This window comes from Paenibacillus sp. J22R232 (assembly GCF_056269165.1).
Genome location: NZ_JBWDNK010000005.1, coordinates 232,112 through 258,321, shown reverse-complemented (window position 1 = coordinate 258,321; position 26,210 = coordinate 232,112). Strand labels below are relative to the sequence as shown.

30 protein-coding genes are annotated in these 26,210 nt (G+C 49.4%); 25 read left to right on the top strand and 5 right to left on the bottom strand.

Going from position 1 to position 26,210, the window contains the following annotated elements:
• Nucleotides 1-114: 114 nt before the first annotated feature.
• Entirely contained in the window at nucleotides 115-282 is a 168-nt protein-coding gene (locus AC0YN3_RS17735) for a mechanosensitive ion channel protein MscL (RefSeq protein WP_183567958.1), read from the bottom strand.
• Between the two features lie 136 nt (nucleotides 283-418).
• Here AC0YN3_RS17735 and coaD point away from each other — a divergent pair, with 136 nt between their 5' ends.
• Nucleotides 419-895 carry a pantetheine-phosphate adenylyltransferase gene (gene coaD / locus AC0YN3_RS17730; protein WP_475776306.1) on the top strand — a complete coding sequence of 159 codons (477 nt, stop codon included), beginning with the start codon at nucleotides 419-421 and terminating at the stop codon, nucleotides 893-895.
• Nucleotides 896-991: 96 nt separating this feature from the next.
• Here coaD and AC0YN3_RS17725 read toward each other — a convergent pair whose 3' ends face one another.
• Entirely contained in the window at nucleotides 992-1,285 is a 294-nt protein-coding gene (locus tag AC0YN3_RS17725) for a DUF2627 domain-containing protein (protein ID WP_475776305.1), read from the bottom strand.
• A gap of 210 nt (nucleotides 1,286-1,495) precedes the next feature.
• Between AC0YN3_RS17725 and lpdA the strand changes: the two genes are divergently transcribed.
• From lpdA to lipB, 5 genes are all read left to right on the top strand, one after another.
• Nucleotides 1,496-2,923, top strand: coding sequence for a dihydrolipoyl dehydrogenase (gene lpdA / locus AC0YN3_RS17720; RefSeq protein WP_475776304.1), 1,428 nt, complete (start codon nucleotides 1,496-1,498; stop codon nucleotides 2,921-2,923).
• Nucleotides 2,924-3,021: 98 nt separating this feature from the next.
• Nucleotides 3,022-4,056, top strand: a complete 1,035-nt coding sequence (locus AC0YN3_RS17715) for a thiamine pyrophosphate-dependent dehydrogenase E1 component subunit alpha (RefSeq protein WP_475776303.1) — start codon at nucleotides 3,022-3,024, stop codon at nucleotides 4,054-4,056.
• Entirely contained in the window at nucleotides 4,056-5,039 is a 984-nt protein-coding gene (locus AC0YN3_RS17710; protein ID WP_183567946.1) for an alpha-ketoacid dehydrogenase subunit beta, read from the top strand. The genes AC0YN3_RS17715 and AC0YN3_RS17710 overlap by 1 nt, the downstream gene beginning before the upstream one ends.
• Before the next feature lie 118 nt (nucleotides 5,040-5,157).
• Entirely contained in the window at nucleotides 5,158-6,489 is a 1,332-nt protein-coding gene (locus AC0YN3_RS17705) for a dihydrolipoamide acetyltransferase family protein (protein ID WP_475776302.1), read from the top strand.
• Nucleotides 6,490-6,503: 14 nt separating this feature from the next.
• On the top strand, nucleotides 6,504-7,214 hold the full coding sequence (gene lipB / locus AC0YN3_RS17700) for a lipoyl(octanoyl) transferase LipB (protein ID WP_475776301.1): 711 nt from the start codon (nucleotides 6,504-6,506) through the stop codon (nucleotides 7,212-7,214).
• On the opposite strand, the gene prli42 is transcribed toward lipB, so the two are convergent.
• Complete coding sequence (gene prli42 / locus AC0YN3_RS17695; protein ID WP_475776300.1) at nucleotides 7,200-7,301, bottom strand: stressosome-associated protein Prli42; 102 nt, start codon at nucleotides 7,299-7,301, stop codon at nucleotides 7,200-7,202. The two genes, lipB and prli42, sit on opposite strands and share 15 nt — an antisense overlap.
• 94 nt (nucleotides 7,302-7,395) lie before the next feature.
• On the opposite strand from prli42, the gene AC0YN3_RS17690 reads away from it, so the two are divergent.
• Nucleotides 7,396-8,529, top strand: a complete 1,134-nt coding sequence (locus AC0YN3_RS17690; RefSeq protein ID WP_475776299.1) for a M20/M25/M40 family metallo-hydrolase — start codon at nucleotides 7,396-7,398, stop codon at nucleotides 8,527-8,529.
• Between the two features lie 147 nt (nucleotides 8,530-8,676).
• Here AC0YN3_RS17690 and mciZ read toward each other — a convergent pair whose 3' ends face one another.
• Entirely contained in the window at nucleotides 8,677-8,841 is a 165-nt protein-coding gene (gene mciZ, locus AC0YN3_RS17685) for a Z-ring formation inhibitor MciZ (protein WP_475776298.1), read from the bottom strand.
• 116 nt (nucleotides 8,842-8,957) lie between these two features.
• On the opposite strand from mciZ, the gene AC0YN3_RS17680 reads away from it, so the two are divergent.
• From AC0YN3_RS17680 to fur, 3 genes are all read left to right on the top strand, one after another.
• Nucleotides 8,958-9,500, top strand: coding sequence for an NUDIX hydrolase (locus tag AC0YN3_RS17680; RefSeq protein WP_475776535.1), 543 nt, complete (start codon nucleotides 8,958-8,960; stop codon nucleotides 9,498-9,500).
• 163 nt (nucleotides 9,501-9,663) lie between these two features.
• Nucleotides 9,664-10,305 carry a stage II sporulation protein M gene (gene spoIIM, locus AC0YN3_RS17675; RefSeq protein ID WP_475776534.1) on the top strand — a complete coding sequence of 214 codons (642 nt, stop codon included), beginning with the start codon at nucleotides 9,664-9,666 and terminating at the stop codon, nucleotides 10,303-10,305.
• 92 nt (nucleotides 10,306-10,397) lie between these two features.
• Nucleotides 10,398-10,874 (top strand): ferric iron uptake transcriptional regulator, encoded by a 477-nt coding sequence (gene fur / locus AC0YN3_RS17670; RefSeq protein WP_441942130.1) that lies wholly within the window; start codon nucleotides 10,398-10,400, stop codon nucleotides 10,872-10,874.
• A 47-nt stretch (nucleotides 10,875-10,921) separates the two neighbouring features.
• Here fur and AC0YN3_RS17665 read toward each other — a convergent pair whose 3' ends face one another.
• Nucleotides 10,922-12,079, bottom strand: coding sequence for a S8 family peptidase (locus tag AC0YN3_RS17665; protein WP_475776297.1), 1,158 nt, complete (start codon nucleotides 12,077-12,079; stop codon nucleotides 10,922-10,924).
• Between the two features lie 255 nt (nucleotides 12,080-12,334).
• Between AC0YN3_RS17665 and ald the strand changes: the two genes are divergently transcribed.
• From ald to lysA, 15 genes are all read left to right on the top strand, one after another.
• Nucleotides 12,335-13,477 carry an alanine dehydrogenase gene (ald, locus tag AC0YN3_RS17660; RefSeq protein WP_475776296.1) on the top strand — a complete coding sequence of 381 codons (1,143 nt, stop codon included), beginning with the start codon at nucleotides 12,335-12,337 and terminating at the stop codon, nucleotides 13,475-13,477.
• Nucleotides 13,478-13,554: 77 nt separating this feature from the next.
• On the top strand, nucleotides 13,555-13,788 hold the full coding sequence (locus AC0YN3_RS17655) for a YqzK family protein (RefSeq protein WP_475776295.1): 234 nt from the start codon (nucleotides 13,555-13,557) through the stop codon (nucleotides 13,786-13,788).
• A 119-nt stretch (nucleotides 13,789-13,907) separates the two neighbouring features.
• Nucleotides 13,908-14,798: a site-specific tyrosine recombinase XerD gene (gene xerD, locus AC0YN3_RS17650; RefSeq protein ID WP_475776294.1), complete on the top strand. Its 891-nt coding sequence runs from the start codon at nucleotides 13,908-13,910 to the stop codon at nucleotides 14,796-14,798.
• 45 nt (nucleotides 14,799-14,843) lie between these two features.
• Nucleotides 14,844-16,028 carry a phosphopentomutase gene (gene deoB, locus AC0YN3_RS17645; RefSeq protein ID WP_475776293.1) on the top strand — a complete coding sequence of 395 codons (1,185 nt, stop codon included), beginning with the start codon at nucleotides 14,844-14,846 and terminating at the stop codon, nucleotides 16,026-16,028.
• Between the two features lie 64 nt (nucleotides 16,029-16,092).
• Nucleotides 16,093-16,932, top strand: a complete 840-nt coding sequence (locus tag AC0YN3_RS17640; RefSeq protein WP_475776292.1) for a purine-nucleoside phosphorylase — start codon at nucleotides 16,093-16,095, stop codon at nucleotides 16,930-16,932.
• A gap of 111 nt (nucleotides 16,933-17,043) precedes the next feature.
• Nucleotides 17,044-17,202 (top strand): aspartyl-phosphate phosphatase Spo0E family protein, encoded by a 159-nt coding sequence (locus tag AC0YN3_RS17635; protein ID WP_183567912.1) that lies wholly within the window; start codon nucleotides 17,044-17,046, stop codon nucleotides 17,200-17,202.
• Nucleotides 17,203-17,238: 36 nt separating this feature from the next.
• Nucleotides 17,239-18,567, top strand: coding sequence for a pyrimidine-nucleoside phosphorylase (locus AC0YN3_RS17630; RefSeq protein WP_475776291.1), 1,329 nt, complete (start codon nucleotides 17,239-17,241; stop codon nucleotides 18,565-18,567).
• A gap of 240 nt (nucleotides 18,568-18,807) precedes the next feature.
• Nucleotides 18,808-19,995: a D-alanyl-D-alanine carboxypeptidase family protein gene (locus AC0YN3_RS17625; protein WP_475776533.1), complete on the top strand. Its 1,188-nt coding sequence runs from the start codon at nucleotides 18,808-18,810 to the stop codon at nucleotides 19,993-19,995.
• 270 nt (nucleotides 19,996-20,265) lie between these two features.
• Entirely contained in the window at nucleotides 20,266-20,619 is a 354-nt protein-coding gene (spoIIAA, locus tag AC0YN3_RS17620; RefSeq protein ID WP_139994590.1) for an anti-sigma F factor antagonist, read from the top strand.
• A complete protein-coding gene (gene spoIIAB / locus AC0YN3_RS17615) occupies nucleotides 20,616-21,062 on the top strand; it encodes an anti-sigma F factor (protein ID WP_183567906.1) in 447 nt (148 codons plus the stop codon). Before spoIIAA ends, spoIIAB begins: the two co-directional genes overlap by 4 nt.
• 19 nt (nucleotides 21,063-21,081) lie before the next feature.
• A complete protein-coding gene (gene sigF, locus AC0YN3_RS17610; RefSeq protein WP_138753444.1) occupies nucleotides 21,082-21,837 on the top strand; it encodes an RNA polymerase sporulation sigma factor SigF in 756 nt (251 codons plus the stop codon).
• Between the two features lie 113 nt (nucleotides 21,838-21,950).
• Nucleotides 21,951-22,601, top strand: a complete 651-nt coding sequence (locus AC0YN3_RS17605; RefSeq protein ID WP_475776290.1) for a stage V sporulation protein AA — start codon at nucleotides 21,951-21,953, stop codon at nucleotides 22,599-22,601.
• Entirely contained in the window at nucleotides 22,582-23,022 is a 441-nt protein-coding gene (locus AC0YN3_RS17600) for a stage V sporulation protein AB (RefSeq protein WP_475776289.1), read from the top strand. The genes AC0YN3_RS17605 and AC0YN3_RS17600 overlap by 20 nt, the downstream gene beginning before the upstream one ends.
• 25 nt (nucleotides 23,023-23,047) lie before the next feature.
• Complete coding sequence (locus tag AC0YN3_RS17595) at nucleotides 23,048-24,715, top strand: spore germination protein (protein WP_475776288.1); 1,668 nt, start codon at nucleotides 23,048-23,050, stop codon at nucleotides 24,713-24,715.
• A gap of 131 nt (nucleotides 24,716-24,846) precedes the next feature.
• Nucleotides 24,847-26,178: a diaminopimelate decarboxylase gene (lysA, locus tag AC0YN3_RS17590; RefSeq protein WP_183567891.1), complete on the top strand. Its 1,332-nt coding sequence runs from the start codon at nucleotides 24,847-24,849 to the stop codon at nucleotides 26,176-26,178.
• The last annotated feature ends 32 nt before the right edge of the window (nucleotides 26,179-26,210 follow it).

Below are 26,210 nucleotides of genomic sequence, written 5' to 3'. Positions count from 1 at the left end.
ACGAATGCAATATGAACGATCACGACCGAGGCAGCCATTGTCTCGGTTTTTTCTATTGCCGAAGACAAAAAAACGTAACAATCCGCAAACAAAAAAAGGCTCTCGCGAGATGCCTCAATTGTAAACGACTCTTCGGTTAATGTAGACATTGCTTCCATATTTCTTGATTAATCCGTTTGATTCTGCTTTGATAAAACTATGAATTTCTTTCAAGCGCTGCGTTTGAGGCTGGATGGTTTCTTTTACTTTCCCGTCTACGGTAACGTCGAACACGATTTTCATATGTGCACCTCTTCTTCTTAAGATAGACTAAGCTTAAAGCACTTGTATTTGGCTATCATAAAAAGAAATGATTAGAATTGTAATTTTATTCGAAGATCATCATCGCAATGTTAAGGATAAGAATGGAGGCGAACCTATGAGGGCTGTGTATGCAGGGAGCTTCGATCCGATTACGTTAGGACATGTTTCTGTAATCGAACGGGCTTTTCATTTGTTTAGCGAGGTTCATGTTATTGTAGCGAACAACCGCTCCAAGAAGCATCATTTTACGATTGATCAGCGAACGGAGCTCGTTTCACTTTCCATACCCCAAGATGCGAAGCTCAAAATCATTCCTTTTGAGGGAATTGTAGCAGACTATATTAACAAGCATGACATTCATGTTGTCATCAGGGGCATTCGCAATGCGACGGATTTGGAATACGAGCTTCAGCTGGAACAATATATTCGAAATACGACGATGGCTGATACGATTTATTTATCTCCCTATACGCATTACATGCAAACGAGCAGCTCGCTCGTCAGGATGTTTCTGATGTCTGATAAGACGGAGCTCGCCGCTTCCTATATGGTGCCCAAAGCGTACATGCAGATGCTTGATTACGTGGAATAGAAGCTAGATGACGCTATACCAATAAAAAACCGCCGAATCAGAAGCTGCGAGAGCCCGATTTGGCGGTTGAGAAACGCAATAGGAGTTGTGGTTAAGTTAGTTTTGCGGTTTTGGCGGGCGCGGGCGTTTTTGCTTGAAGCGGGGTGCAACGTAATTGCGCTTGCGGTCACGGAAAAAAGTCCAGCCAGCAATAAAGCCTGCACCGGCAGCAAACATAACGAAGCCTAGCAAAAATTTCAGCCACTCGAAATCAGGCGTAATGGTTGAGTCTCCAAATTCAGAGAAGTAAAGGAACAATGAATCTTTCATTTTTAAAAATCCGAAGCAAGCAAGCAATCCAGGAATAACTAACATGAGGATGGCAATAAAACGGGCCGTTATTAATTTCATAAATAGAGTTTCTCCTTATCGGTCAAAATATACAGTTAGCATTATCATACCTTTTTAAGCGCAGTGTGTCTATTTCGTAAACCAACGATGCCTCTGGCGGCAAAAACAGGTACAATAGGGAAGAATGACATGTTACAATGCGAAGGGGTGTGCCGCAATGCATAAGCACTACCCGCTGAGTTGGTACGCAATGATGGAGGGATTGATTAGATGGCTATTCAGGTAGACGTGGCTGTGCTCGGAGGCGGACCTGGTGGATATACGGCAGCGATACGGGCTGCGCAATTAGGCAAGTCGGTAGCAATAATTGAAATGGACAAGCTTGGTGGAACCTGTTTGCATAAAGGCTGCATACCCAGTAAATCGTTGCTGAGAAGCGCAGAGGTATATTCAACCTTGCTAGATGCCAGTACATATGGAATAGACGTAGCCGAAGGAGCCGTATCTTTAGCGTTCGATAAGGTGCAGACTCGCAAGACGCAAACCGTTGACCAATTATTCCGCGGTTTGCAAAGCTTAATGAAAAAAAACGGGATACAAATCATACAAGGCAAAGGGAGGGTCATTGGCCCTTCGATCTTCTCACCGCGGAGCGGATCGCTGGCCGTTGAGCTGCCTGATGGCGAAATGGAGTCGGTTGTTTCCACGAATCTGATTATCGCTACCGGATCCCGTCCGCGTATATTGCCTGGCTTGGAGCCAGATGGCGAATATATTATGAGCAGTGATGAAGCGCTTGTCATGGACAAGCTTCCAAGCTCCATAATCATCGTTGGCGGTGGCGTGATCGGCGTTGAATGGGCATCCATGCTTCAGGATTTCGGCGTACAGGTGACGTTGGTAGAGGCGGGTTCGCGCTTGCTGCCGGGCGAGGATACAGAGGTGTCAGCCGAGCTGACAAAATTGTTTGCCAAACGAGGCATTCGAATCTTAACGGGCGTTCAGCTTCAAACGGATCAATATAAAGGGGAAAACGGCGAAGTGTCCATAGTAGCCGCAACGCCGGATGGCGATGTCGTACTGACAGCAGAGAAACTTCTCGTCTCTATTGGCCGTCAAGCGAACGTCGAAGGCATCGGGCTTGAAAATACGGATATTCGTACGGTCAACGGTGTTATTGAAGTGAATGGCTTCGGACAGACGAGCGAGCCGCATATTTATGCGATTGGCGATGTGATCGGCGGTGTTCAGCTTGCGCATGCAGCGGCTCACGAGGGTCTGCTTGCCGCTGAGCATATAAACGGGGAGAAGCCTACAGCATTGGAAGCCCATCTTATTCCAAGATGCATCTATTCTCGTCCCGAGATCGCGTCGTATGGTTTAACCGAGGACGGCGCACGATCAAAGGGCCATGATATTATAACCGGTAAAATTCCGTTCCAGGCGATTGGCAAAGCACTCGTTCTTGGCGAAAAGGATGGTTTCGTCAAAGTCATTGCCGATCGGAAAACAAACGACATCGTCGGTGTCCATATGATTGGCGCTCACGCGACGGATCTTATTTCCGAGGCTGCTCTCGCCAGCGTCCTTAATGCTACGCCATGGGAAGTCGGTCAAATGATCCATCCGCATCCTACGCTTTCAGAGGCACTTGGAGAGGCGATGCTTGCCGTAGACGGCAATGCGATTTCGTTCTAATCATGGTGGTTTTCTTTTTGAATCAATTGGAGTTATAATATATATGATCTAGTCTTAGTACCAGGTTATAATCGTACTAAAAAAAGGAGGAACACCTTGTGACCCAATCTGCTTCTACTGGGCAAAATGTTCGTCATTCGGAATTAGGGCTTAGCGATGAGCAAGCAATTGATATGTACGCTACAATGGTGACCGCTCGCAAGTTTGATGAGCGCATGCTGCTGCTGCAGCGCGCCGGTAAAATTAACTTTCACGTTTCGGGCGTTGGCCAAGAGGTGGCACAGGTTGCCGCTGCCTTCGCGCTTGACCGGGAAAATGATTATTATTTGCCCTACTACCGTGATTATGGCTTTGTGCTGTCTGTCGGCATGACGCTGCGTGATTTGCTGTTATCGGTATTTGCGAAAGCAGAGGATCCCAATAGCGGCGGACGCCAAATGCCAGGCCACTTCGGCTCCAAGAAGCTGCGTATTGTAACGGGCTCAAGTCCAGTTACGACGCAGGTCCCCCATGCAGTAGGCATAGCAATGGCTGCCAAGATGAAAAAGAAAGAGCTCGTCACGTTCGTCACGTTCGGGGAAGGTTCCAGCAATCAAGGCGATTTCCATGAAGGGTGCAACTTTGCTGGCGTGCACAAGCTGCCGGTCATTCTCATGTGCGAGAATAACCAATATGCCATTTCGGTGCCGCTACATAAGCAATTGGCCGGAAAAGTCGCTGATCGGGCGATTGGCTATGGCTTCCCTGGCTTCCAAGTGGATGGGAATGACGCGCTTGAAGTATTCCGCGTCGTAAAAGAAGCGCGTGAAAGAGCCATTGCAGGTGATGGCCCTACGCTGATCGAGGCTATGATGTACCGAATTTCGCCGCATTCCACTTCCGATAACGATCTGGCTTACCGATCCAAAGAAGAGGTTGATCTGCATCGCGAGAAAGACGGCATACCTAAATATAAGCAATATTTGATTGATTGCGGCATTTGGAATGAAGAGCTGGAAGCGGAGCTTCTGGCTAAAATTCGTAAGCTGCTTGACGAGGCAACGGAATACGGCGACAAAGCGCCGTTCCCTACGCCGGAATCTACATTGCTGCATGTATTTGCAGGCGATGCTGAGCAAGGAGGCCATTCATAATGCCGGTTATCGAATATATTGATGCGATTCGCCAAGCGATGAAAGAAGAGATGGAGCGAGACGAGGACGTGTTCGTGCTCGGCGAGGATGTTGGCCTTAAAGGCGGCGTGTTTACGACGACAAAGGGGCTGCAGGAGCAATTCGGCGAGCAGCGCGTAATGGATACGCCGCTAGCCGAGTCGGCGATTGCTGGAGTTGCCATTGGTGCTGCGATGTACGGAATGAAGCCGATAGCCGAGATGCAGTATTCGGATTTCATGTTCCCGGCAACGAACCAAATTATTAGCGAAGCGGCGAAAATTAGGTATCGTTCCAATAATGACTGGACCTGTCCGATCGTTATCCGCGCACCGATCGGCGGCGGCATCTTTGGCGGCTTGTACCATTCGCAATGCCCGGAATCGGTATTTATCGGAACGCCGGGCCTGAAGATCGTCGCTCCTTACCGTGCTTACGATGCAAAGGGCTTGCTGAAGGCTGCCGTTCGCGATCCGGATCCGGTTCTTTTCTTTGAGAATAAAAAATGCTATAAGCTGATTTTGGGCGAGGTTCCGGATGAGGATTATATCGTCCCAATCGGGAAAGCGAACGTACTGCGCGAAGGCGAAGACATTACTGTTATTAGCTACAGCATGCCTCTTCATTTCGTAGAGCAGGCAGCGGCAGAGCTTGCAGGCGAAGGCATAAGTGCTCACATTCTTGATCTGCGGACGCTGCAGCCGCTGGACAAAGAAGGCATTCTAGAAGCGGTTCGCAAAACGGGCAAGGTGCTCATTATCCATGAGGATAACAAAACGGGCGGAGTCGGCGCCGAGGTGTCCGCCATCATTGCGGAGGAGCTGCTTTATGAGCTGGATGCACCAATTATGCGGCTCTGCGGACCGGACGTCCCGGCAATGCCCATTAATCCTCCGGGCGAGAAGTTTTTTCTGCTTAACAAAGAAAAGGTCAAAGAAGCAATGCGGCAGCTAGCTCTTTATTAATAGAGAAGATAAATATGCTGTTTGGATACAGCGCTTGATTGTCACCGCGAAACGTATGCTGCGCCGCCGAAGGACGGCGGAAGCTGTTGACGCTTGGGCCAGTAGGGAGATGTGAAGGATGAAAACTATGACGGAAATCGTCGTGCCGCAGTTAGCGGAATCGCTCGTTTCGGCTACAATTGACAAATGGCTGAAGCAGCCAGGGGATTGGGTCGATGTATATGAGCCTGTCTGTGAGATCATAACGGACAAAGTAAATGCGGAATTGCCATCTACCGTAGCCGGGAAGCTTGTTCAAATTTTGGTTGGAAAAGGCGAGACCGTTCCGGTCGGAACGCCCATCTGTATCATTGAAACGGAAGGAACGGCGGATGTTGCCGCGCAAGCAGCGCCGGGAGGACATTCAGCGCCTGCGGAGCGCGCTTCGGCTATTGAGCCTCCTGCGATCGAATCGGAAGACGCGCCTATGCGCAATCGGTTCTCGCCAGCCGTGCAGCAGCTTGCTGCTGAGCATGCCATCCGTTTGGCTGACATACAAGGTACGGGTCTTGGCGGTCGTATTACTCGGAAGGACGTACTGGCATACGTAGCTTCCGGCGCGGGCAAGCCGAATCAGTCAGCCAATGGCTCTGCAGTGGCATCTGCCCCTCATACCGTTGACGCTGCTGCGCAAGTGCGATCCTCGGGTCTCCATTTGACAGAGACGCCGAAGTTTCCGAAAATCGAAGTCGAGGGCTCATCCAATGCGGGCCGCGGAGACAATTTCATCGACGTTACGCCGATTAGAAATACGATTGCACGGAATATGCGGCAAAGCGTAAGCGAAATTCCGCATGCGTGGACGATGATTGAGGTTGACGTTACCAACCTTGTATTGCTTCGAAACAAGCTGAAGGATGACTTCATGAAACGTGAAGGCATCAATCTCACATATTTGGCATTCCTATTAAAAGCTGTAGTGAATGCCATTAAAGATGTTCCGATCATGAACTCGATGTGGGCAGTCGATAAAATTATCGTGAAACGCGATATAAACATCGCGCTTGCCGTCGGTACGGAGGATTCCGTTCTAACGCCGGTCATCAAAAATGCCGATCATAAAAACGTTGCGGGATTGGCCAAAGAAATAGAAGAGTTGGCTCGCAAGACCAGAGAAGGCAAGCTGACGTTGTCTGACATGCAGGGCGGTACGTTTACGGTTAACAATACGGGCTCATTCGGTTCGATATTGTCTTATCCGATCATCAATTATCCGCAGGCTGCCATTCTAACGTTCGAATCCATCGTAAAGCGTCCTGTCGTCATCAATGATATGATCGCGGTACGCTCAATGGCTAATCTTTGTTTATCTTTGGATCACCGCATACTTGATGGCGTCATTTGCGGACGCTTCCTACAGCGCGTGAAGGACAACTTGGAGAGCTTCAATCTAGAAAGCAAATTGTATTAGAAAAGGGGATCACCATGATGGCTGAAGCGGATAACGCAATAAGCTTGAGACGGCTGGACGCCCACTATATCGGCATGCTCGATTACGCGCAGGCGTGGGAGCTGCAGAAAGCATACGTGAAGCAAATCGATCAGGGGGAGCGCGAGGAGTCGCTGCTCCTTCTTCAGCATCCGCCAACGTATACGATGGGCTCAGACAAACATCCGGAGCATTTGCTCCTTGACGAGGACCAGCTGGCGGAACGAGGGATTACGCTGTTTCAGATCGACCGCGGCGGCGACATAACCTATCATGGTCCTGGGCAAATTGTAGGTTACCCCTTATTGTATTTGGATGCTGAGGGTCTGAATCTACATGGATATCTGCGGAGCTTGGAGCAGGTCATTATTAATTGGCTAAGCGAGTATGGTATAGAAGCGGGAAGAAAACCGGAATATACAGGAGTATGGGTCGGGCATTCGAAAATCGCGGCAATCGGCGTGAAATTCAACAAGGCTCGGAATCGGCGGGGTTTTGTCACGAGCCATGGCTTTGCGCTGAACATTAAATCCGGAATTGCCGAGGAAGGCTTCAGCGGTATCGTTCCATGCGGCATTCAGCAATTCGGCGTGACCTCATTCAATGATTTGACGGGCTTAGAGCTGACGGTCGAGGAAGCGGCCATGCAACTGCTCCCTCATTTCGCCAAAGAGTTCAAATACGATTTAAGCTTAATAGAGGAATAGCGAGCCAAGGCCGGCCACCAATGTGGATAAAAGAAGTGCGGTTACGACTAAAATGGCAACGATTCGAATCAAACGTTGTCTGCGCATGTGAAAACCCCTTTCTTATTCATTGTTTCAATGGTTTGTGCAAGCTTGTCATATTCTCTATTGTATACGAAACTAATGAACGGAGGAAACGTTAATGATCGCAAAAGATCGTTTAGTGAAAGAATTTATGGAGTTAGTGCAAGTCGACAGCGAGACTAAACATGAGCAGGAAATAAGCCGCGTGCTCAAACAAAAGTTTGAAGCGCTCGGCTTGCAGGTCAGCGAGGATGACGCGGCAGCAAAAACCGGTCATGGTGCTGGCAACATGTTCGTGATCTGGGAAGCGGAAGGAATTGCCGCTGCTGCACCGACCATCTTTTTCACATGCCATATGGATACCGTTACGCCGGGTGTTGGCATTAAACCTCAGCTAGATGAAGATGGCTACATACGGAGCGACGGCACGACGATTCTAGGCGCGGATGACAAAGCAGGCATCGCGGCGATATTCGAAGCGGTTCGCGTCGTTCAGGAACAGTCGCTGCCGCATGGCAGAATCCAGTTTGTCATTACGGTTGGAGAGGAATCCGGTCTTTTGGGCGCGCGTTCACTCGATGCATCGAAGCTTGAGGCGAAATTCGGATACGCGCTGGATTCCAACGGTGCGATTGGAGATATTGCGGTAGGCGCGCCAACGCAAGCGAAAGTAACGATTAAAATGTATGGACGCTCGGCACACGCTGGCGTGAATCCGGAGGACGGAATCAGCGCAATACAGGTTGCGGCAAAAGCGATCGCAAGAATGCCGCTTGGCCGTATCGACAACGAAACAACAGCCAACATAGGCCGTTTCGAGGGCGGAGGCGCAACCAATATCGTTTGCGATTATGTGAAGCTGGATGCCGAAGCAAGAAGCATCGTTCAACATAAATTGGATAACCAGATTGAAGCCATGCGCAAAGCAGTAGAGAGCGCGGCGGTAGAGTTCGGAGCACGGGGAGAGCTGGAGAGTGAAATCATATATCCGGCTTATCAATACGATGATGAGGATCCCGTCGTGCAGCTCGCCAAAAAAGCGATCGTTGCAATTGGCCGTACGCCGCGCACATTCCACTCTGGCGGGGGCAGCGACGCGAATATATTTAACGGCTTAGGTATCCCGACGGTCAATTTGGCTGTTGGTTATGAGCATATACACACGACCAAGGAGCAAATCAAGGTTGAGGATCTGATGAAAACGACTGAGCTTGTCGTTGAAATCATAAAACAAGCTGCCGAAGCAGGATAAGCGCTGCAGCCCAATCTTGTGAATGCGGAGACTTTGCCTATCGGCATTCTGCTGGCCAACATGACAGAAAGCCCTTCAATCCTGCTAGCTCAGTCTACGCTGAACCGTGCGGATGGAGGGTTTTTGTCTGCCTATGAGCGGCTTTGATTAGTTTGTTTTCTCCAGGGGAGCACGCCGTACGCTAATTACGCCTGTATATTCAGACATAGGCGTACGGGATAATGCGGATGCTGAAAGCTTGCGCAGTTGATGTCTTATTTCCCAACCTTTACCCACTAAACGTAAATGATTCAACGCAATATATTGTTTCATGATATTCGCCCCTGTCGTTTTGATATAATGATAGTTATGCAGCGGCAGGACAAGTTATGCGCAGTCAACAAACACTATTAAGGGAGAGATTTCAATTGGAAGAGCAACAACCGGCAATGCTATGGCGTGAGGAAACGATTCGTACGGAACCTATCTTTGAAGGGAAAATGATAACGCTGCAGGTAGATACAGTCACGCTGGCTGACGGCAGGACAGCGACCAGAGAAATCGTTAAGCATCCGGGAGCCGCAGCTGTAATGGCTTTGCTGGATGGAAAGCTCTTAGTCGTTGAACAGTTCCGGAAACCGCTTGAGAAGTTTCAGATTGAAATACCGGCAGGCAAGCTGGATCCAGGAGAAGATCCATTAACTGCAGCAGCCCGGGAGCTTGAAGAAGAGACCGGATACCGTTCCGACGATCTTAAACTTTTAAGCGCATTTTATACTTCGCCAGGCTTTGCCGATGAGAAGCTATATATTTATTTCACAGACAAGGTAGAGCTAGGCGTGCAAAACCCAGACGATGACGAGGATCTCAGAGTTGAGGCAATCACTATTGAGCAAGCGGAAGCTTATATTCATGAAGGTCGGATTAGCGATGCCAAAACCATATTAGCCGTTTATGCTTGGAAGCTGTACATACTGACGGGTCGGCTGTAGCCGACCCTCTTTTCTATCTATATACCCGTCATACCTCGCTATTACGCTTCATACACTACATTAATAAGACAACCCCTTGAATTTCTACTCATTTTTTCATTTTTAGTTGATGAATGCTGCTAGCTTGTAATGAAAATGTTCCTTCCATAAAGGCAGGGCTGCAATCGTGAAGGGATTGGTGACCATAATCAAAAATCAACTTTCATTGTATGTATTCGTCTCTGTTTTGTTTGTCGTTGGCGTTATTTTTGGCGCGCTGATGGTCAATGCTTTGACCCTTGAGCAGCAGCAGGATCTTGCTCAGGACGTCAATCAATACGTAAAGCTGATGAACGGCGGAATCAGCGCGGGTGCTACCGATTCATTCTGGGAACGATTTTTTTTCCACGGCAAATGGCTGCTTTTATTGTGGCTCCTAGGCATTACGGTCGTAGGCATACCTGGTGTGCTAGCGCTTAATTTTCTGAAAGGCGCATTGGTCGGGTTTTCAGTCGGAACGCTAATTAACCAATATGCATGGAAAGGCGTATTGTTTTCACTTGTATCGATCGCTCCTCAAAATGTTATTGCCGTTCCGGCGATGGTCATCACAAGTGCGGCCGCTCTATCATTCTCTTTGTACGTCATTAAAAATAGATTGCTTGGCCAAAAAGGAGAACTAGCGCCTCAGTTGGCTGCTTTTACGTCTACGGCTGTGCTTATGCTGTTTCTGTTTGCGGGGGCAGCCCTATTCGAGGCATATGTTTCACCTGCATTAATCAGCTGGGTTTCCCCGCTTCTCTCGCCCGATAACGCCACAATCTGACACCAAAATGTTTGACTTTATTGCGTGCTAGCACCTATAATGAGAGGTAACGTTTCCTGAAATAGGCGCAGTCATGTGGTAGGGGGGAAATCATGGAAGCCCGGATTGATAAGATTAAACAACAGTTGCAGTCGCAGGGCTACAAGTTAACCCCGCAGCGGGAAGCAACGGTACGAGTATTGCTAGAGAACGAGGATGACCATCTGAGCGCTGAAGATGTATTTATGCTAGTAAAGGACAAAGCACCAGAAATTGGGCTTGCAACGGTTTATCGGACCTTGGAATTACTTAGCGAAATGCATGTTGTCGAAAAGTTGAATTTCGGCGATGGAGTAGCGCGTTACGATTTGCGTACGGACAGCAACAAGCATCATCACCATCACCTTATATGCGTGCAATGTGGATCAATGGATGAGATTAAGGAAGATTGGCTTTTGCCTCTCGAAGAACGGCTTGAGCTGGAATACGGATTTTTTGTTATCGACCATAGGTTGGATTTTCAAGGCGTATGCCGTCGGTGCAAAGAGAAAAACGATAATGCAACAAACCCAAATGAAAAACAAACGTAAACGGCTTGGCTGCCCAGCATAACTGGACGGCAAAGCCGTTTTGGCATTTATTTCGCCTCAAAGATCCTTTCAAGCTGCAGCAATCCGGAGCCTTGTGCTCTCGTGCTGAATCCGTTCAGCCTTGCTGCGCGGTTTTTAAGCTTTTTCTTCACCAATGACGGAGTCACTCCCGGTTTTCCGGCTAGAAGCAGCGCAGCTCCGCCAGCAACATGCGGAGAGGCCATGCTTGTGCCGGAAAGCTTCTTATACGAACCATCTATCCAAGTGGATAAAATATTGTCGCCAGGGGCGGTTATTCCGATTCCGGTGCCTCTGCTACTGAAGGCGGCGATCTTGTTGCCTTTGGTCGAAGCGGCGACTGCAATGGTCTCGGAGAAAGAAGCAGGCTCGTCGATTTTGCCCGATGACTTACCGCTGTTGCCTGCCGATGCCACAACTACAATACCACGCTTCGCCGCTTTTTTAATGGCTGTATGCAGAGTAGCGCTGCTGTCCGATCCCAAGACGCCGAAACTCATATTGATAACATCCATTTTGTTATCGATACACCAATAGATCCCCTCAATGATATCGGATACAAAGCCTTCTCCGTCTTTATTTAATGCTTTGACCGCATACAAATTCACTTCAGGCGCCGTGCCGATCACCTTACCGCCTTTACTGACGGCAGCGACGATTCCTGCAACATGCGTGCCATGGCCGTTGTCATCCGCATACGAGCCTCCATTAATCGTGTTCACGCCGCCTGCAACCTTCAAATCCGGATGATTGGCAATACCCGTGTCGAGTACGGCTACTTTTATTGATTTTCCGCGCGTCGTCTCCCATGCTTGAGGAGCTTGGATCCGGCGTATATTCCACTCAACGAGAGCTGGCGAGGTGGCTGGCGTAAGGAGAGGGATCGAGGAAAACCGGGCGCTTGCTTTCTGCTCGGGTACGCCATGTGCCCGGATTTTCATATCTTTTTCGACCAACGCAATCAAAGGGTTTCTGGTTAATGCTTGGACAGATGCGTCCTTTCGGAAGTGGCAGCCGATAATTCGGCTATGAGGAACGGTTTTGAATGGATCGATGCCGATTTCTTTGAGATGCTTCAGGCAGCGTCTATAGGACTTCGCTGATCGAAGCGTGATTAATTTGCGGAAGGAATCCTTTGAGGCATTGCATGGTGAGCAGCTTTTAAATAGGCTTTTTATTCTGGACAAAGGACCTAACCCTCCTCATGTGAGCATTCGCATTTTTCTAGTTTATGGAAGGAAAGGACTATCCGTATGGGTACTTGTCATTCGAACACATATTTTTTGAAATAAAACAAAACATAGAAGCGACACGAAGAGTTCTGTAAAGATTGGAACGAGCTCTTTCTCGAAATGGACGATCATTCGCACGCGATCTCTCATACAACATAGAAAGCAATGTTTTTTCGGCTTGATGCTCGATAGCAAAAGGAGGAAAATAGGATGATAGTAGGCGTACCGAAGGAAATCAAGCAAAGTGAGTACCGTGTTGCTCTGACTCCGGCAGGTGTGACGGTGCTTGCATCGGCGGGTCATAAAGTGATCATCGAGACAGGCGCGGGAAGCGGGAGCGGATTCGAGGACACCGATTATTTGCGCGAGGGAGCCGAAATAGTCCAAACCGCTGCTGAGGTATGGTCGCGTGCAGCAATGGTCATGAAGGTCAAGGAGCCGCTTGCCGAGGAGTTTGTATATTTTCGTGAAGGGCTGCTGCTGTTTACTTATTTGCATTTAGCGGCAGCGCCTGAGTTGACCAAAGCACTTGTCGAAAAAGGAGTTACAGGCATCGCTTACGAGACGATCCAGCTAGGAAACGGCAGCCTGCCGCTCTTAACGCCGATGAGCGAGGTTGCAGGAAGAATGTCGGTACAGGTCGGCGCTCAGTTTCTTGAAGCGTTTAACGGCGGAAGAGGCGTGTTATTGGGAGGTGTGCCAGGCGTGCCTCCAGCGGAGGTCGTTATTATAGGCGGCGGCATCGTCGGAACGAATGCGGCGAAAATTGCGCTTGGCATGGGCGCGCACGTTGTCATATTGGAGCGAAGCGCCGATCGCATGCGTTATTTGGATGATATCTTTGGAGGCCGTGTGCGTACCGTGATGTCTGATCCATACCACATCGCTGAAGCTGTGGCTAAAGCGGATCTTCTGATTGGCGCGGTTCTTATTCCAGGTGCGCGTGCTCCGCATCTTGTCACGGAGCAAATGGTGCAGGGGATGAAAAAAGGGGCTGTCATTGTTGACGTGGCTGTGGATCAGGGTGGCTCCATTGCAACGGTTGACCGACCGACAACCCATAAGGACCCGATTTATGTGAAGCATGGCGTTGTGCATTACGCCGTTGCCAATATTCCTGGCGCAGTACCCCGCACCTCTACGTTCGCGCTAACCAATGTGACGATTACGTATGCGCTGGAGTTGGCGAACAAAGGGATGGAGGCTGTACGCCATAGCATTCCTTTGCAAAAAGGAGTAAATACGCATGCAGGAAACGTGACGTATGAGCCTGTTGCAATTGCGGCAAATTTACCTTACGTACCGCTTGAGAAATGGATGGACAGCGTTCCATACGAGCGTTTGAGCGATTAATGGCATATTCGGGCCAGCTTCCTCATATGGTGATACGGACGAGCAAACGTATCGGTATATAAAGGAGGCTGGTTTGCATGGTCTTTTCGATTCGCAATTGGACGAGCCGCGTCTTTTTTATTGTCATATTTACGCTGCTGTTTTTAATCGTAACCGGAGGTTACCGCTGGCTTGCAGACGCCATATCTCCCGTCCATCCTTATCGGGAACCAAAAGGAGCGGCATTAAAGGTTTTTGTAACCGATCCCGATTCGCCTGACAGCAAGGCTGCGGCTGACCGGCTGCGCTGGTTTTATTGGTACGGGGAATGACGCAGTACGCTGGCTGCAAAGATTAGATTATCCTTTCAAGCAGGATTAATAGAGTCGAATGTTGAATGTTTTTGTAGAAAAGCATGCTATGCCAAGTGTCCGATGCGAAAGGAAGTCCGATGAAAGATCATTTAAATCGATATATTCACTATCTGCGTTCGGAGCGGAGATTGTCCGACAATACGCTGTCTTCTTACGAGCGCGATTTGAATCAATTCATTTACTTTATGCTTGAAAATAGTCTAGTCGAAATTTCTGAAGTGCAGCGGCATCATATTTCAAGGTATATGCTCCATCTGAAGGAACAAGGAAGAAAAGCCGCTACGCTGTCGAGACATATCGTGTCGGTGCGTGCCTTTTTTCATTTTTTGGCAACGCAAAGCCTTATTGTGAATAATCCTTCCATTTATTTAGAGTCTCCTAAGCAGGAAAAGAAGACGCCAATCATTTTGAGCGTTGATTTGACGAGTACGCTGCTTGAAACGCCGAATAGCGAAAGCGCCGCAGGCAAGAGAGATAAGGCGATGCTTGAGCTTATTTATGCAACGGGGATCCGAGTTTCCGAGCTGGTAGCTCTTAATGTGGAGCATGTCAATTTACAGCTGGCTTATATTCAATGCATGGGAACGGGGCATAAGGAGCGTATTGTTCCTTTCGGGCGATTAGCCGGCGAAGCCATATCTGCTTACCTTGAACAGGGCAGGGAAGAGCTCGCGACGGAACGGGAATCAGAATCCGCTTTGTTCCTAAACCATTTAGGCACGCGATTGACAAGACAAGGATTTTGGAAGACGATAAAGAAGCACGCCAAGGAAGCGGGCATTGCGCAGGACATTACTCCGCATACGCTGAGGCACTCTGTCGCGGCACATTTGCTGGACAACGGGGCAGACGTTCGGGCAGTTCAGGAGCTGCTCGGCCACGCCGACATCTCGACGACGCTCAAGTATACGCAAGCTTCCAAGCAGCGAATAAAGGATACGTATAACCAGTCTCATCCCCGTGCATAATCGAACGCTGCTTCATGAATCAACATAGAGGAGGATGCCATACATATGAAATTTGATCGTATAGCCGTAATTGTATTGGATAGCGTAGGGATTGGCGAGTTGCCGGATGCAGCAGATTTCGGAGATGTCGGCTCGCATACGCTCGGCCATATTGCAGAGTCGGTTCCAGCCCTAAAGCTGCCTCATCTCAGGGAATGGGGGCTAGACCGGATCGCACCCATTCACGACTGGAAACCGGGAGGCGACGCCGCTGCGGCGTATTTTGGCAAAATGGCGGAGGTTTCGGTAGGCAAGGATACGATGACGGGTCATTGGGAGCTTATGGGACTGGAAATGACCGTGCCTTTTCAAACGTTCCCTGAAGGTTTCCCTCCTGAATTGCTCGGACCGTTCGAGGAAAGGACAGGCAGGAAGGTAATCGGCAACAAGCCTGCCAGCGGAACGGACATATTGGACGAGCTTGGCGCTGAGCAAATGGAAACAGGAGCATGGATCGTGTATACGTCAGCGGATAGTGTTTTTCAGATTGCCGCGCATGAAGAGATTATTCCGCTAGATGAGCTTTATCGCGCATGCGAGATCGCCAGAGAGCTAACCATGGATGCCCGCTTTACGGTCGGTCGCGTAATCGCAAGGCCTTATATCGGCGAGCCTGGGTCATTCAAACGTACGCCGAACCGCCATGATTACGCGGTTAAGCCTCCTCAGCCAACCGTACTGGACGCATTGAAAAATGCGGGGTATGACGCTATAGCCATTGGCAAAATCAACGATATTTTTGATGGCGAAGGGATTACCTCCTCTACCCCTACCAAAAGCAATGCCGATGGGATAGCAAAGACGATTGACCAGCTAAAACAGCCGTTCAAAGGCTTGCTGTTCACCAATCTCGTCGATTTCGATTCGCTTTATGGACATCGCCGCGATCCAGGCGGGTATGCAGGAGCGTTGGAGGAATTCGATAAGGCGGTGCCCGAACTGACAGCACAGCTGGGAGAGCGGGATCTGCTGATCATAACAGCCGACCACGGCAATGACCCTACCCACCCAGGTACCGACCATACGCGTGAGTATGTGCCGATTCTATTGTACAGCCCAGCTTTTCAAAAACCAGGCGAGCTGCCCGTACGCTCAACCTTCTCGGATCTGGGCGCCACGATAGCGGCTAATTTCAATGTTCAAGCACCGCCTAATGGCACGAGCTTCCTTTCCTTGCTGGAAAGCGAATAAATGATTTGCGTTTTGATAAATAGGGTAATAAAGACGGGTATTCGTCAATTTGGGAGGAAAAAAGATGACAACGATTACTGCAGCAGGGCTTGCAGCCGCGCATATTAAAGAAGCAGCTGCCTATATTCAGGGGAAAACAGAGCAGCGTCCGGAAATCGGGCTTATCATGGGTTCGGGCCTAGGCGTTCTCGGCGACCATTTGGAAAATGCCGTAACGATTCAGTACCATGACATTCCGCACTTTCCGATCTCAACGGTTGAAGGCCATGCGGGGGAGCTGTTAATTGGAACGCTTTCCGGCAGATCCGTCATTCTAATGCGCGGACGATTCCACATGTACGAAGGCTACGGTCCGGAGCTTACCGCATTTCCGGTGCGTGTGATGAAGGCGCTCGGGGTGAAATCTCTGCTGGTGACGAATGCTGCCGGTGGAGTAAATACGGACTATGAAGCGGGCAACTTAATGCTTATCTCGGATCACATTAACTTCACAGGCAAAAACCCGCTCATCGGACCCAATGACAACGAGCTAGGCGTTCGATTCCCGGATATGTCGGAAGCGTACAGCAAGCGCTTGAGAGCCGAAGCCCGCGGAATTGCAGCTGCCCAGGGCTTCACGCTTCGTGAAGGCGTATATGCCGGTTTGCTTGGTCCTACGTATGAAACGCCGGCTGAAATAAGAATGCTGAGAGTTCTTGGCGCCGATGCTGTCGGAATGTCGACTGTTGCGGAAGTTATTGCTGCGCGTCATTCGGGAATCGAAGTCGTCGGAATATCCTGCATTAGCAATATGGCAGCAGGTATTTTGGATCAACCCTTGTCGCATGCGGAAGTTATGGAAACAACAGAACGGGTCAAGTCCCAATTTTTGGGTCTGGTTAACGCGTTAATTGCTGTCATGTAATGTTTTTTGTAACACAATTGTAACAATTTCGTCGACTCAATCTGACAGTGTTTTTTTTGCGATTCGTCGTATAATGTCCATGATCAAAGAAAGATGGAGTGGACTATGGATATGGACAAGCAATTACTCACACAGATGGAGCAGTTGCGCAAGAAAATGATCGAAGCGGCTCTATTGAATGAAAGCCTTCAGCATTTGGACGTTCTTGTGCTAAGCCAATCACTTGATGAGATCATCGTCCAGGTGCAGAGGGAACGACGCGCTTTATAGCTTTTTAATAATGGAATGGCGATTGGAGAGAAGGATATGCGGTCGGTAGATATCATACAGAAGAAACGAGACGGTGGCGAGCTGACCGCTTCAGAGCTTACATTTTTGATTGACGGATATTCCCGCGGCGATATTCCAGATTACCAGATGTCTGCATGGGCAATGGCTGTTTTTTTTCGTGGCATGACCGCGAAGGAAACGGCAGCTTTGACGCTGGCGATGGCTAATTCTGGGGATCAGGTCGATCTTGGCCCGATTAGCGGAATCAAAGTCGATAAGCATAGCACAGGCGGAGTTGGTGACAAAACAACGTTGATCCTGGGGCCGTTGGTTGCCTCGGTAGGCGTCCCTGTTGCCAAAATGTCTGGTCGCGGCTTGGGTCATACTGGCGGAACGATAGATAAGCTTGAATCGATCGAAGGCTTCCGCACGGAGCTCTCGCGCGAGAAGTTTATGTCGCAGGTCAATGATATTGGCTTATCGGTTATTGGTCAAAGCGGCAATCTCGCTCCTGCCGACAAAAAACTGTATGCGTTAAGGGATGTTACGGCGACCGTGGAGTCGATTCCGCTTATCGCTAGCTCAGTCATGAGCAAGAAAATCGCTGCTGGTGCAGACGCGATTGTGCTTGACGTCAAGACGGGCAGCGGAGCATTCATGAAAACCTTGGAGGATTCCGAGAAGCTCGCAAGCGCAATGGTAGATATCGGTACGGAGGTAGGCCGGAACACGGCTGCCGTCATAAGCGATATGGATCAGCCGCTCGGTTTTGCCATTGGTAATGCTTTGGAGGTGCAGGAATCGGTTGAGACACTCAAAGGCAATGGTCCGGAGGATCTTACGGAATTATGCCTGACACTCGGTGCCCATATGGTCGTGCTCGGCGGAAAGTCCGATTCGGTGCACGCTGCAAAGGAGCTTCTCCGCGAGCAAATCAGGAATGGAGCAGCATTGGAGAAATTCAAATCGTTCATCGCAGCCCAGGGCGGCGATGCTTCTATAGCAGATGATCCGGCGCAGCTGCCGCAAGCTCCCGTTATCGTAGAGGTTACATCTGAGCATTCTGGCTTCGTGAGCGCGATCGAAGCGGAGCAGCTGGGGCTCGCAGCGATGATTCTTGGAGCTGGACGGGCAACGAAGGATGCGGAGATTGATTACGCAGTCGGCGTAACGCTTCGCAAAAAGGTCGGCGATTCTGTAGATGCCGGGGATACGCTGGCGCTGCTGCATGTACGTGAAGCAAATGAAACGGCTAAGGAAGTCGCGGTCAAGGTGAGAGCAGCCTATACGATTTCAGAGACAAAGCCCGAGCCGCGCGCGTTGTTGTTATCCGTCATTACGTCACAAGGCGTACAGAGATACTAGCAATAAAACAATAAGCTCTGAATTAAAATCCGTTCTCCCTAGTGGAGAGCGGATTTTTTGCTATTTAAATCATTCTATCGATTTGGAATAATTTCCAGCCTACAAGTCAACACTGAGAAGAGAAAGCTAAGCGATTTGTGTCGCAATCGCCGCATGCTGCACGATTATTATGCGAATGCTCACGAAACAAGCTCACAGCATAACACTTTTCAGGAGGAGATCCAGTTGAAAAACCGTTCTATGAAGCTATGTATACTTATTCTTGCATTCGCCCTTGCGATGCCTGCTGCAGCCTTTGCTGCAGTCGAGCCTACGCCTGCGCCAGGTCCGGCGCCTTCCAATCAAGCCCCAAGCGCTAGCTTAGCGCAGTCCGCAAGGTCTGCCATTTTGATGGATGCGGATAGCGGTACAGTCATTTACGAGAAAAACAGCCATGACAAGCTGCCGCCAGCAAGCATTACAAAGGTCATGACCCTGCTTCTGATCATGGAAGCGCTGGATGACGGAAAGATCAAACTTTCGGACAAAGTGCAGACTAGCGAATACGCCGCTTCGATGGGAGGCTCGCAAATCTTCCTTGAACCGGGAGAAGAAATGACCGTTGACGATATGATTAAAGGGATAGCGCTAGCCTCAGGCAATGACGCGTCCGTCGCAATGGCAGAGAAGCTGGCAGGTACGGAGCAGCAGTTTGTCGCTATGATGAATGAGCGGGCACAGCAGCTTGGCATGAACGACACTCAATTTTCGAATCCGAACGGATTGCCCGTTGCTAACCATTTCTCATCGGCGCATGATATTGCGGTTATGTCACGGGAGCTCCTGAAGCATTCCGAGGTGACCAAATATACGGGGCTTTATCAGGACTATTTGCGGAAAACATCAGAGAAGCCTTTCTGGTTAGTTAATACGAATAAGCTTGTCCGTTTCTATAGCGGGGCAGACGGCTTGAAAACGGGTTTTACCAGCGAAGCGAAATATTGTTTATCGGCGACGGCCAAGCGGGACGGCATGCGCGTTATCGCTGTGGTCATGGGCGAGCCGGACACTAAAACCCGAAATGCCGAAGTATCCCAAATGTTCGATTATTCGTTTGCCCAATATATGAACCACTCAATAATAAAAGAAGGCGAGTCGATGGGGACGCTGCAGATTGAAAAGGGCACCGCACCGGAGCTTCCGCTCGTTGCGAAGCACACGTATAGCGTGCTTCTGAAAAAAGGCAGCCAAACGAAGGATATCCGTTACGAGCTGAAAATCGATGGGCCAATAAAAGCTCCCGTACAGATTGGACAACCGATCGGCAAGCTGGTCGTCTATCAAGGAAGCCAGGTTCTCAAAGAATTTGACGTGGATGCGCCATTGTCAGTGGAACGCGCCGGCTGGTGGAAATTGCTGAAGCGCTCTTTCTCCGGATTGTTTACGTAAACGGAATGAAGAAATAGGCATATGGGAATTCGCATGCAGAAAGGCGCTCGGATTTTGTCAGCTGTTAGCGGTATGCTTCTAGTTTTGTCGGCATGCAGGAAAAGCCTCTCCATTTAGAGAATTGCTAGTTCTATCTCGGCATGTGCAGCTCTTCTGATTCTGACTCACCGCAGGTCAGTCGGCGATGCACGGTGAAATGTAAGGAAGGGATACAAGGTTTGGTTTATTCTTTCTTATGTTTGAAAAAACCTAGAGGAGATGAACAGCATAATGAGTCTGCAAGCTGAATTGGAGCAATACCGCAATGTGCTGATCGTAAGGCTTCGAGGCGAGCTGGATCACCATACAGCCGATGTCGTGCGCTATAAGATGGAAGAGGCCATTCTGCGCGGCAGCAGCGAGCATGTCATTCTCAGCTTGAAGGAGCTGCAGTTTATGGACAGCTCCGGCCTTGGCGTTATTCTGGGAAGATACAAGCAGGTGAAGAGCAAGGGCGGGAAAATGGTCGTTTGCGACGTAAATCCGAATGTCCACCGCTTGTTCGAAATGTCAGGCTTATTCAAAATTTTAACGATTCATGATAATGAGCGAAATGCAATTTCCAGTTTGGAGGTGGTGTCATGAACGGATCCAATGAAATGACGCTTTCCTTCAGCGCCCGATCGGAGAACGAAGCTTTCGCGCGTATTGCGGTTGCTGCATTCGTCTCACAGCTCGATCCGACGCTCGAGGAGTTGAACGACTTGAAGACCGCGGTCTCCGAGGCTGTTACGAATGCGATTATTCACGGCTACGAGAATGATCCAACCTGCGAGGTCACGATCGAGGCAAGAATCGAAGGCGATTCTGTTTCGCTTACCGTCTCTGACAGCGGCCGCGGCATTGAGGATTTGGAGCTTGCGCGCCAGCCGCTATATACATCGAAGCCCGAGCTTGAGCGCTCTGGAATGGGCTTTACGATCATGGAAAATTTCATGGACCGATTTGAAGTATCGAGCCGCATCGATGGCGGAACGCGAGTAGCCATGTTGAAACGAATCGAATCGAAAAAAGCGCTTTACAATTAGCGTATAGGGGTTGAACCTCATGGATGTCAATCTAAAACAGACGGCCCAGCCATACCTGGATGACGCGGAAGTAAAGCGGCTTATTGCGTTAAGTCAAAGCGGGGATACGCTTGCAAGGGATACACTCGTACAGTGCAATATCCGGCTTGTTTGGTCAGTCGTGCAGCGGTTCATCAATCGTGGTTATGAGCCCGAGGATTTGTTCCAGATCGGCTGTATCGGATTGCTGAAGTCGGTAGATAAATTCGATTTGTCCTATGACGTGAAGTTTTCCACCTATGCAGTGCCCATGATCATTGGGGAGATCCAACGCTTTTTACGGGACGACGGTACGTTAAAGGTAAGCAGATCGCTTAAGGAAACGGCCAATAAGGTGCGTAAAATGAAGGATGAGCTCTCCAAAACGTTGGGCCGCTTGCCGACGATCAGCGAGGTGGCAGAACGCCTTGGCATAACGCCAGAGGAAGTCGTTTTCGCCCAAGAAGCGAACAAGCCGCCGACATCGATCCACGAAACGGTATTTGAGAATGATGGCGATCCCATCACCTTGATGGACCAGATCGCGGATGAGTCTCAGGACCGGTGGTTCGATAAGCTGGCGCTCGTGGAAGCCATAGAGGGCCTCAGCGAACGCGAGCGATTAATCGTATACCTGCGCTATTACCGTGACAAAACGCAATCCGAGGTTGCCAGCAGGCTGGGGATTTCACAAGTTCAGGTATCCCGGCTCGAGAAAAAAATATTGCAGTCAATCAGAGACCAGATCGCCTTATAGGCGATTTGGTCTTTTCTATTTTTTACCTCGTTTTGCATGAGTATCCGAATCGACCTTATCTCATACTAAAAGGGAAACATCCACCAAAGTTTATGCAGAAGGGAAGATGACAGATGGCAATACCTAACCATTCGGTCCTCTATCTGCGTCTAAAAAAACGAATTTACACGAAACCGAACCAACGGGTCACATTAGGCCAAGCGGCAAGGCTGCTGGCTAAGGATGACGCGCTTGAAGAGAAATTAAAGGCGCTCGTGCTGTACGAGCACAAAAAGGCAGACGGCAACCGAGTCGTCATCGATTTGCTTCAGATCGTCAAAGCCATTCGCGAGCGAGAGCCCGGTCTGACGGTAGAAGCTTACGGAGACCCTCAAGTGTTGGTGATGATTGCAGAGAAGCCTGTCAAACCGCGAATTCCTGTGCTTATATTTGCTTGGCTACTATTGTTTTTTGGAGCGGGCCTTGCCATTATGAATTTCCATACGGACGTCAGCATGAAGGAGGTTCATATTCGCATCGTTGAGCTCATAACCGGAAAGCGCACCGAGCATCCGCTTTGGTTCCAAATCCCATACTCGCTTGGTATAGGGCTAGGGATGGTTTTGTTCTTCAACCACCTTTTCCGCAAAAGATTCAATGAGGAGCCAAATCCGCTTGAGGTTGAGCTTTACATGTATCAAGAAAACGTGAATGCCTATGTCATTGCCGATGAGATGCGAAAAAAATCCGATTACGATCAGACGAATGGCAATCAGCATGATTAGCATCGGCTCCACGATCTTCGTCGTTCTGCTCGGCTTAGCGGGAGGTCTTGCGGTTGGAAGCGGGTTGGTTGCCCTTTTGATTGTACTGGATCTTATTCCAAGGCTTGCACAGGTTGCGAATGCTTACCGTATGTCCATCTGGTTCGAGACGGCAGTTATTTGCGGCTCCCTCTACTGGACGTTCGCTGATTTCATGAACTGGAAGCTTTCCATGCCTTCCGGCATTTTTTTGAGCGGGGCGGGATTAATTGACGGCATGTTCGTCGGCATGCTGGCCGCAGCTTTGACTGAGGTCATGAATGTGCTTCCGATTCTCGCCAAACGAATGAATTTATCTTCCTATATGGTCGCGCTCGTAATGGCTATGGTGCTTGGGAAAACGTTGGGCTCATTGTTCGATTGGCTTGTGTTTCAGTGGTAATTCATAATAAACGAGGTGAAGGTACATGAAGGATAACGAACATAACGAGCATAATGATTCTCATGAACATCAAGGCAAAGATCGGAACTGGGTTCCGGTCATGATGGACATTCCGGAGGAACAGCAGCGGGAAGAATCTCGAGGAAGGCAGGGTGGGTCCGGTAATGCTGCTTTCACAAACAAAAATAAAAAGACAGAAGGTTCAGTCGCGGACTCGAAAGGCAAGGAAGAAGTTGTTCCGATTCCAACTGATTTAGACGAGGTCTTGTCGCGTCTGGAAAACGAGATCGGTTATAAAACGAGCTTTGACGTGGTCGTCAGGGAGATGACCTTCGGGGATCGTCGCACAGCTATGCTGTGCATGAACGGCTTAGTCAAAGATACGCTGCTTACCGAGGTACTCAAACGTTTAACGTTTTTGCAGCCAGAGGATTTGTCTGTACATGCCTTTCATTCCTTTCTAGATCTATATGTACCAGCTGCTCAGGCCACAAAAGAGGATAATTGGAACAGTATGCTGACAGGCGTACTCTCCGGCGGTACTGCTTTGTTCATTGACGGCGAATCGAGCGTCGTTATGATTGACGCGAAAGCATTTCCTGCGCGCGGGCCGGAGGAGCCTTCGCTAGAGAAGGTTGTCCGGGGCAGCAGGGACGGATTCGTGGAAACGCTAATGGTCAATGTATCCCTTGTTAGAAGGCGGCTCCGTGATCCTCAGCTGCGTTATGAGATCGTTAGAGTAGGAGAGAGGACGCAAACGGATGTATGCATAGCTTACATTGACGACATTGTGGATAAAGAACTGCTGAAATCGATTAAAGACAAGATTTCGATGGTAAAGATTGACGGTCTACCGCTTGCAGATAAGCAGCTGGAGGAGTCAACCGTAAAGCGGGGTTGGAATCCCTTCCCGCTCGTACGGTATTCGGAGAGGCCGGATACGGTTGCCGCGCATTTATTGGAAGGCTACGTGGCCGTATTCGTGGATACCTCGCCAAGCGTCATGACTCTGCCGACAACCTATTCGGATTTAATGCAGCATGCTGAAGAGAATCGACAAACTCCGTTTATCGGCACGTATTTGCGCTGGGTCAGATTTATCGGGATATTCGCCTCTTTATTCATGCTGCCGCTTTGGCTGCTGTTCGTCATGCATCCGGAACTGAAGCCGCCGGCGCTTGAGTTTTTAGGACCCAATAAAACGGCGAAGCTGCCGCTTGTCGTACAGTTTCTGTTAGCTGAAATCGGAGTTGATTTGCTAAGGATGGCATCGGTACATACCCCAACGTCTCTGGCGACGGCCATGTCACTCGTAGCCGCCATTCTGATTGGCGATATCGCCGTGCAGACGGGTATCTTCGTAAATGAAGTAATCCTCTATATGGCGGTTGCGGCAATCGGTATGTTTGCAACGCCAAGCTATGAGCTTGGTCTAGCGAACCGTATCGTACGGCTGGTGCTCATCGTATCGGTGGCCGCCTTCAGCGTTCCTGGCTTCGTTATAGCTACGACAGCCATAATCATCCTGCTCACGATGGAGCGTTCCTTCAATCGTCCGTACATGTGGCCATTTATTCCGTTTGATCTAAGAGCGATGTGGAGTATTATCGTTCGGCAGCCTGTTTTGTACAACCGCACGCGTCCCAACAATCTGAGACCGCAGCAGCGAGACAAAATGCCGAAGACGGAGTGAATTCACAAAATGCAAATGAAATGTGGATTTATCCATTTCGCATGGCGGGTAGATTGCGTTATACTTGTGCTATTGATGCAAATTCTATCCGTTCTATCTGCAAGCAGATAGAAGAAAGCTGAGGGGAAATTATGTACCTGCATGGAACTAGTAAAATTAACACTCAAGGACATTTGGAAATTGGCGGCTGCGACGTAGCTGATTTGGCTGCACAGTTCGGTACGCCACTTTATATTGTGGACGAGGCTCTCGTTCGTCAGCGCGCAAGTGAATACGTCGAGGCGTTCAAAGCTTCCGGCCTGAGATTCCAAGTCGCTTACGCAAGCAAAGCGTTCAGCGTAATGGCAATGTGCGCAATCGCAGAGCAAGAAGGACTGTCGCTTGACGTTGTATCTGACGGAGAGCTTTATACGGCAATGCAAGCTGGTTTCCCGGCTGAGCGCATTCATTTCCACGGAAATAACAAAACGCCTGAGGAAATCAATATGGCGCTGGATGCGGGAATTGGCTGCTTTGTGGTTGACAATTTCATGGAGCTGCAGCTGTTGAACGCGCTCGCTGGCGACAAAGGCAAAAAAGTCAACATCTTGCTTCGCATTACGCCAGGCGTGGAAGCCCATACGCATGATTATATTTCTACAGGCCAACAGGATTCCAAATTCGGCTTCGATCTAGGCAATGGCGCAGCGAAACAAGCGATTCAAGAAGCGCTTGCATTGCCTAACCTTATCATTCTAGGCGTCCATTCCCATATCGGTTCGCAAATCTTCGAGGTTGAAGGTTTCCGTATGGCTGTGGACAAGGTAGCTGATTTCGCGGTTGCAATCCGCAATGAGCTTGACCTTACGTTTAAAGTAATCAATCTTGGCGGAGGTTTCGGCATTCGTTACGTAGAAGGCGATACTCCGCTTCCGATCAGCGAATACGTAGCTGCGATTACAGGCGCGATTATTACGAATTTCACGAATGCGGAATTCCCGTTGCCTGAAATTTGGGTAGAGCCGGGCCGCAGCATGGTTGGCGATGCTGGAACAACCCTATACACAGTCGGCACAAGCAAAAACATTCCGGGCGTTCGTAAATACATCGCAGTAGACGGCGGTATGACGGACAACCCCCGCCCAGCTCTATACCAATCCAAATACGAAGCTGTGCTTGCGAATCGCGCGAACGATGCGGTTGAAGAAACGGTTTCAATTGCGGGCAAATGCTGTGAGAGCGGCGATATGCTAATCTGGGATTTGGAATTGCCGAAAGCTGAAAACGGAGATCTGCTTGCTGTTTTCTGTACGGGTGCTTATAATTATGCAATGGCGAGCAACTATAACCGCATTCGTCGTCCGGCTGTTGTTTTCGTTAAAGACGGCCAGGCAGACCTTGCCGTTAAACGGGAATCGCTAGAAAATATCGTATGTAATGACGTCATTCCGGCAAGACTTCAAAAATCACCGCTTGCGAAATAAGGGCGAAATTGGTAACGTAGTCTTATCTGGAT

Excerpts from the sequence above, each read along its gene's own strand:
- AC0YN3_RS17735 (WP_183567958.1), bottom strand. The coding sequence starts at position 282 with ATGAAAATCGTGTTCGACGTTACCGTAGACGGGAAAGTAAAAGAAACC.
- coaD (WP_475776306.1), top strand. The coding sequence starts at position 419 with ATGAGGGCTGTGTATGCAGGGAGCTTCGATCCGATTACGTTAGGACAT.
- AC0YN3_RS17725 (WP_475776305.1), bottom strand. The coding sequence starts at position 1,285 with ATGAAATTAATAACGGCCCGTTTTATTGCCATCCTCATGTTAGTTATT.
- lpdA (WP_475776304.1), top strand. The coding sequence starts at position 1,496 with ATGGCTATTCAGGTAGACGTGGCTGTGCTCGGAGGCGGACCTGGTGGA.
- AC0YN3_RS17710 (WP_183567946.1), top strand. The coding sequence starts at position 4,056 with ATGCCGGTTATCGAATATATTGATGCGATTCGCCAAGCGATGAAAGAA.
- AC0YN3_RS17705 (WP_475776302.1), top strand. The coding sequence starts at position 5,158 with ATGAAAACTATGACGGAAATCGTCGTGCCGCAGTTAGCGGAATCGCTC.
- lipB (WP_475776301.1), top strand. The coding sequence starts at position 6,504 with ATGATGGCTGAAGCGGATAACGCAATAAGCTTGAGACGGCTGGACGCC.
- prli42 (WP_475776300.1), bottom strand. The coding sequence starts at position 7,301 with ATGCGCAGACAACGTTTGATTCGAATCGTTGCCATTTTAGTCGTAACC.
- AC0YN3_RS17690 (WP_475776299.1), top strand. The coding sequence starts at position 7,396 with ATGATCGCAAAAGATCGTTTAGTGAAAGAATTTATGGAGTTAGTGCAA.
- mciZ (WP_475776298.1), bottom strand. The coding sequence starts at position 8,841 with ATGAAACAATATATTGCGTTGAATCATTTACGTTTAGTGGGTAAAGGT.
- AC0YN3_RS17680 (WP_475776535.1), top strand. The coding sequence starts at position 8,958 with ATGCTATGGCGTGAGGAAACGATTCGTACGGAACCTATCTTTGAAGGG.
- fur (WP_441942130.1), top strand. The coding sequence starts at position 10,398 with ATGGAAGCCCGGATTGATAAGATTAAACAACAGTTGCAGTCGCAGGGC.
- ald (WP_475776296.1), top strand. The coding sequence starts at position 12,335 with ATGATAGTAGGCGTACCGAAGGAAATCAAGCAAAGTGAGTACCGTGTT.
- AC0YN3_RS17655 (WP_475776295.1), top strand. The coding sequence starts at position 13,555 with ATGGTCTTTTCGATTCGCAATTGGACGAGCCGCGTCTTTTTTATTGTC.
- xerD (WP_475776294.1), top strand. The coding sequence starts at position 13,908 with ATGAAAGATCATTTAAATCGATATATTCACTATCTGCGTTCGGAGCGG.
- deoB (WP_475776293.1), top strand. The coding sequence starts at position 14,844 with ATGAAATTTGATCGTATAGCCGTAATTGTATTGGATAGCGTAGGGATT.
- AC0YN3_RS17640 (WP_475776292.1), top strand. The coding sequence starts at position 16,093 with ATGACAACGATTACTGCAGCAGGGCTTGCAGCCGCGCATATTAAAGAA.
- AC0YN3_RS17635 (WP_183567912.1), top strand. The coding sequence starts at position 17,044 with ATGGACAAGCAATTACTCACACAGATGGAGCAGTTGCGCAAGAAAATG.
- AC0YN3_RS17630 (WP_475776291.1), top strand. The coding sequence starts at position 17,239 with ATGCGGTCGGTAGATATCATACAGAAGAAACGAGACGGTGGCGAGCTG.
- AC0YN3_RS17625 (WP_475776533.1), top strand. The coding sequence starts at position 18,808 with ATGAAGCTATGTATACTTATTCTTGCATTCGCCCTTGCGATGCCTGCT.
- spoIIAA (WP_139994590.1), top strand. The coding sequence starts at position 20,266 with ATGAGTCTGCAAGCTGAATTGGAGCAATACCGCAATGTGCTGATCGTA.
- spoIIAB (WP_183567906.1), top strand. The coding sequence starts at position 20,616 with ATGAACGGATCCAATGAAATGACGCTTTCCTTCAGCGCCCGATCGGAG.
- sigF (WP_138753444.1), top strand. The coding sequence starts at position 21,082 with ATGGATGTCAATCTAAAACAGACGGCCCAGCCATACCTGGATGACGCG.
- AC0YN3_RS17605 (WP_475776290.1), top strand. The coding sequence starts at position 21,951 with ATGGCAATACCTAACCATTCGGTCCTCTATCTGCGTCTAAAAAAACGA.
- AC0YN3_RS17600 (WP_475776289.1), top strand. The coding sequence starts at position 22,582 with ATGGCAATCAGCATGATTAGCATCGGCTCCACGATCTTCGTCGTTCTG.
- AC0YN3_RS17595 (WP_475776288.1), top strand. The coding sequence starts at position 23,048 with ATGAAGGATAACGAACATAACGAGCATAATGATTCTCATGAACATCAA.
- lysA (WP_183567891.1), top strand. The coding sequence starts at position 24,847 with ATGTACCTGCATGGAACTAGTAAAATTAACACTCAAGGACATTTGGAA.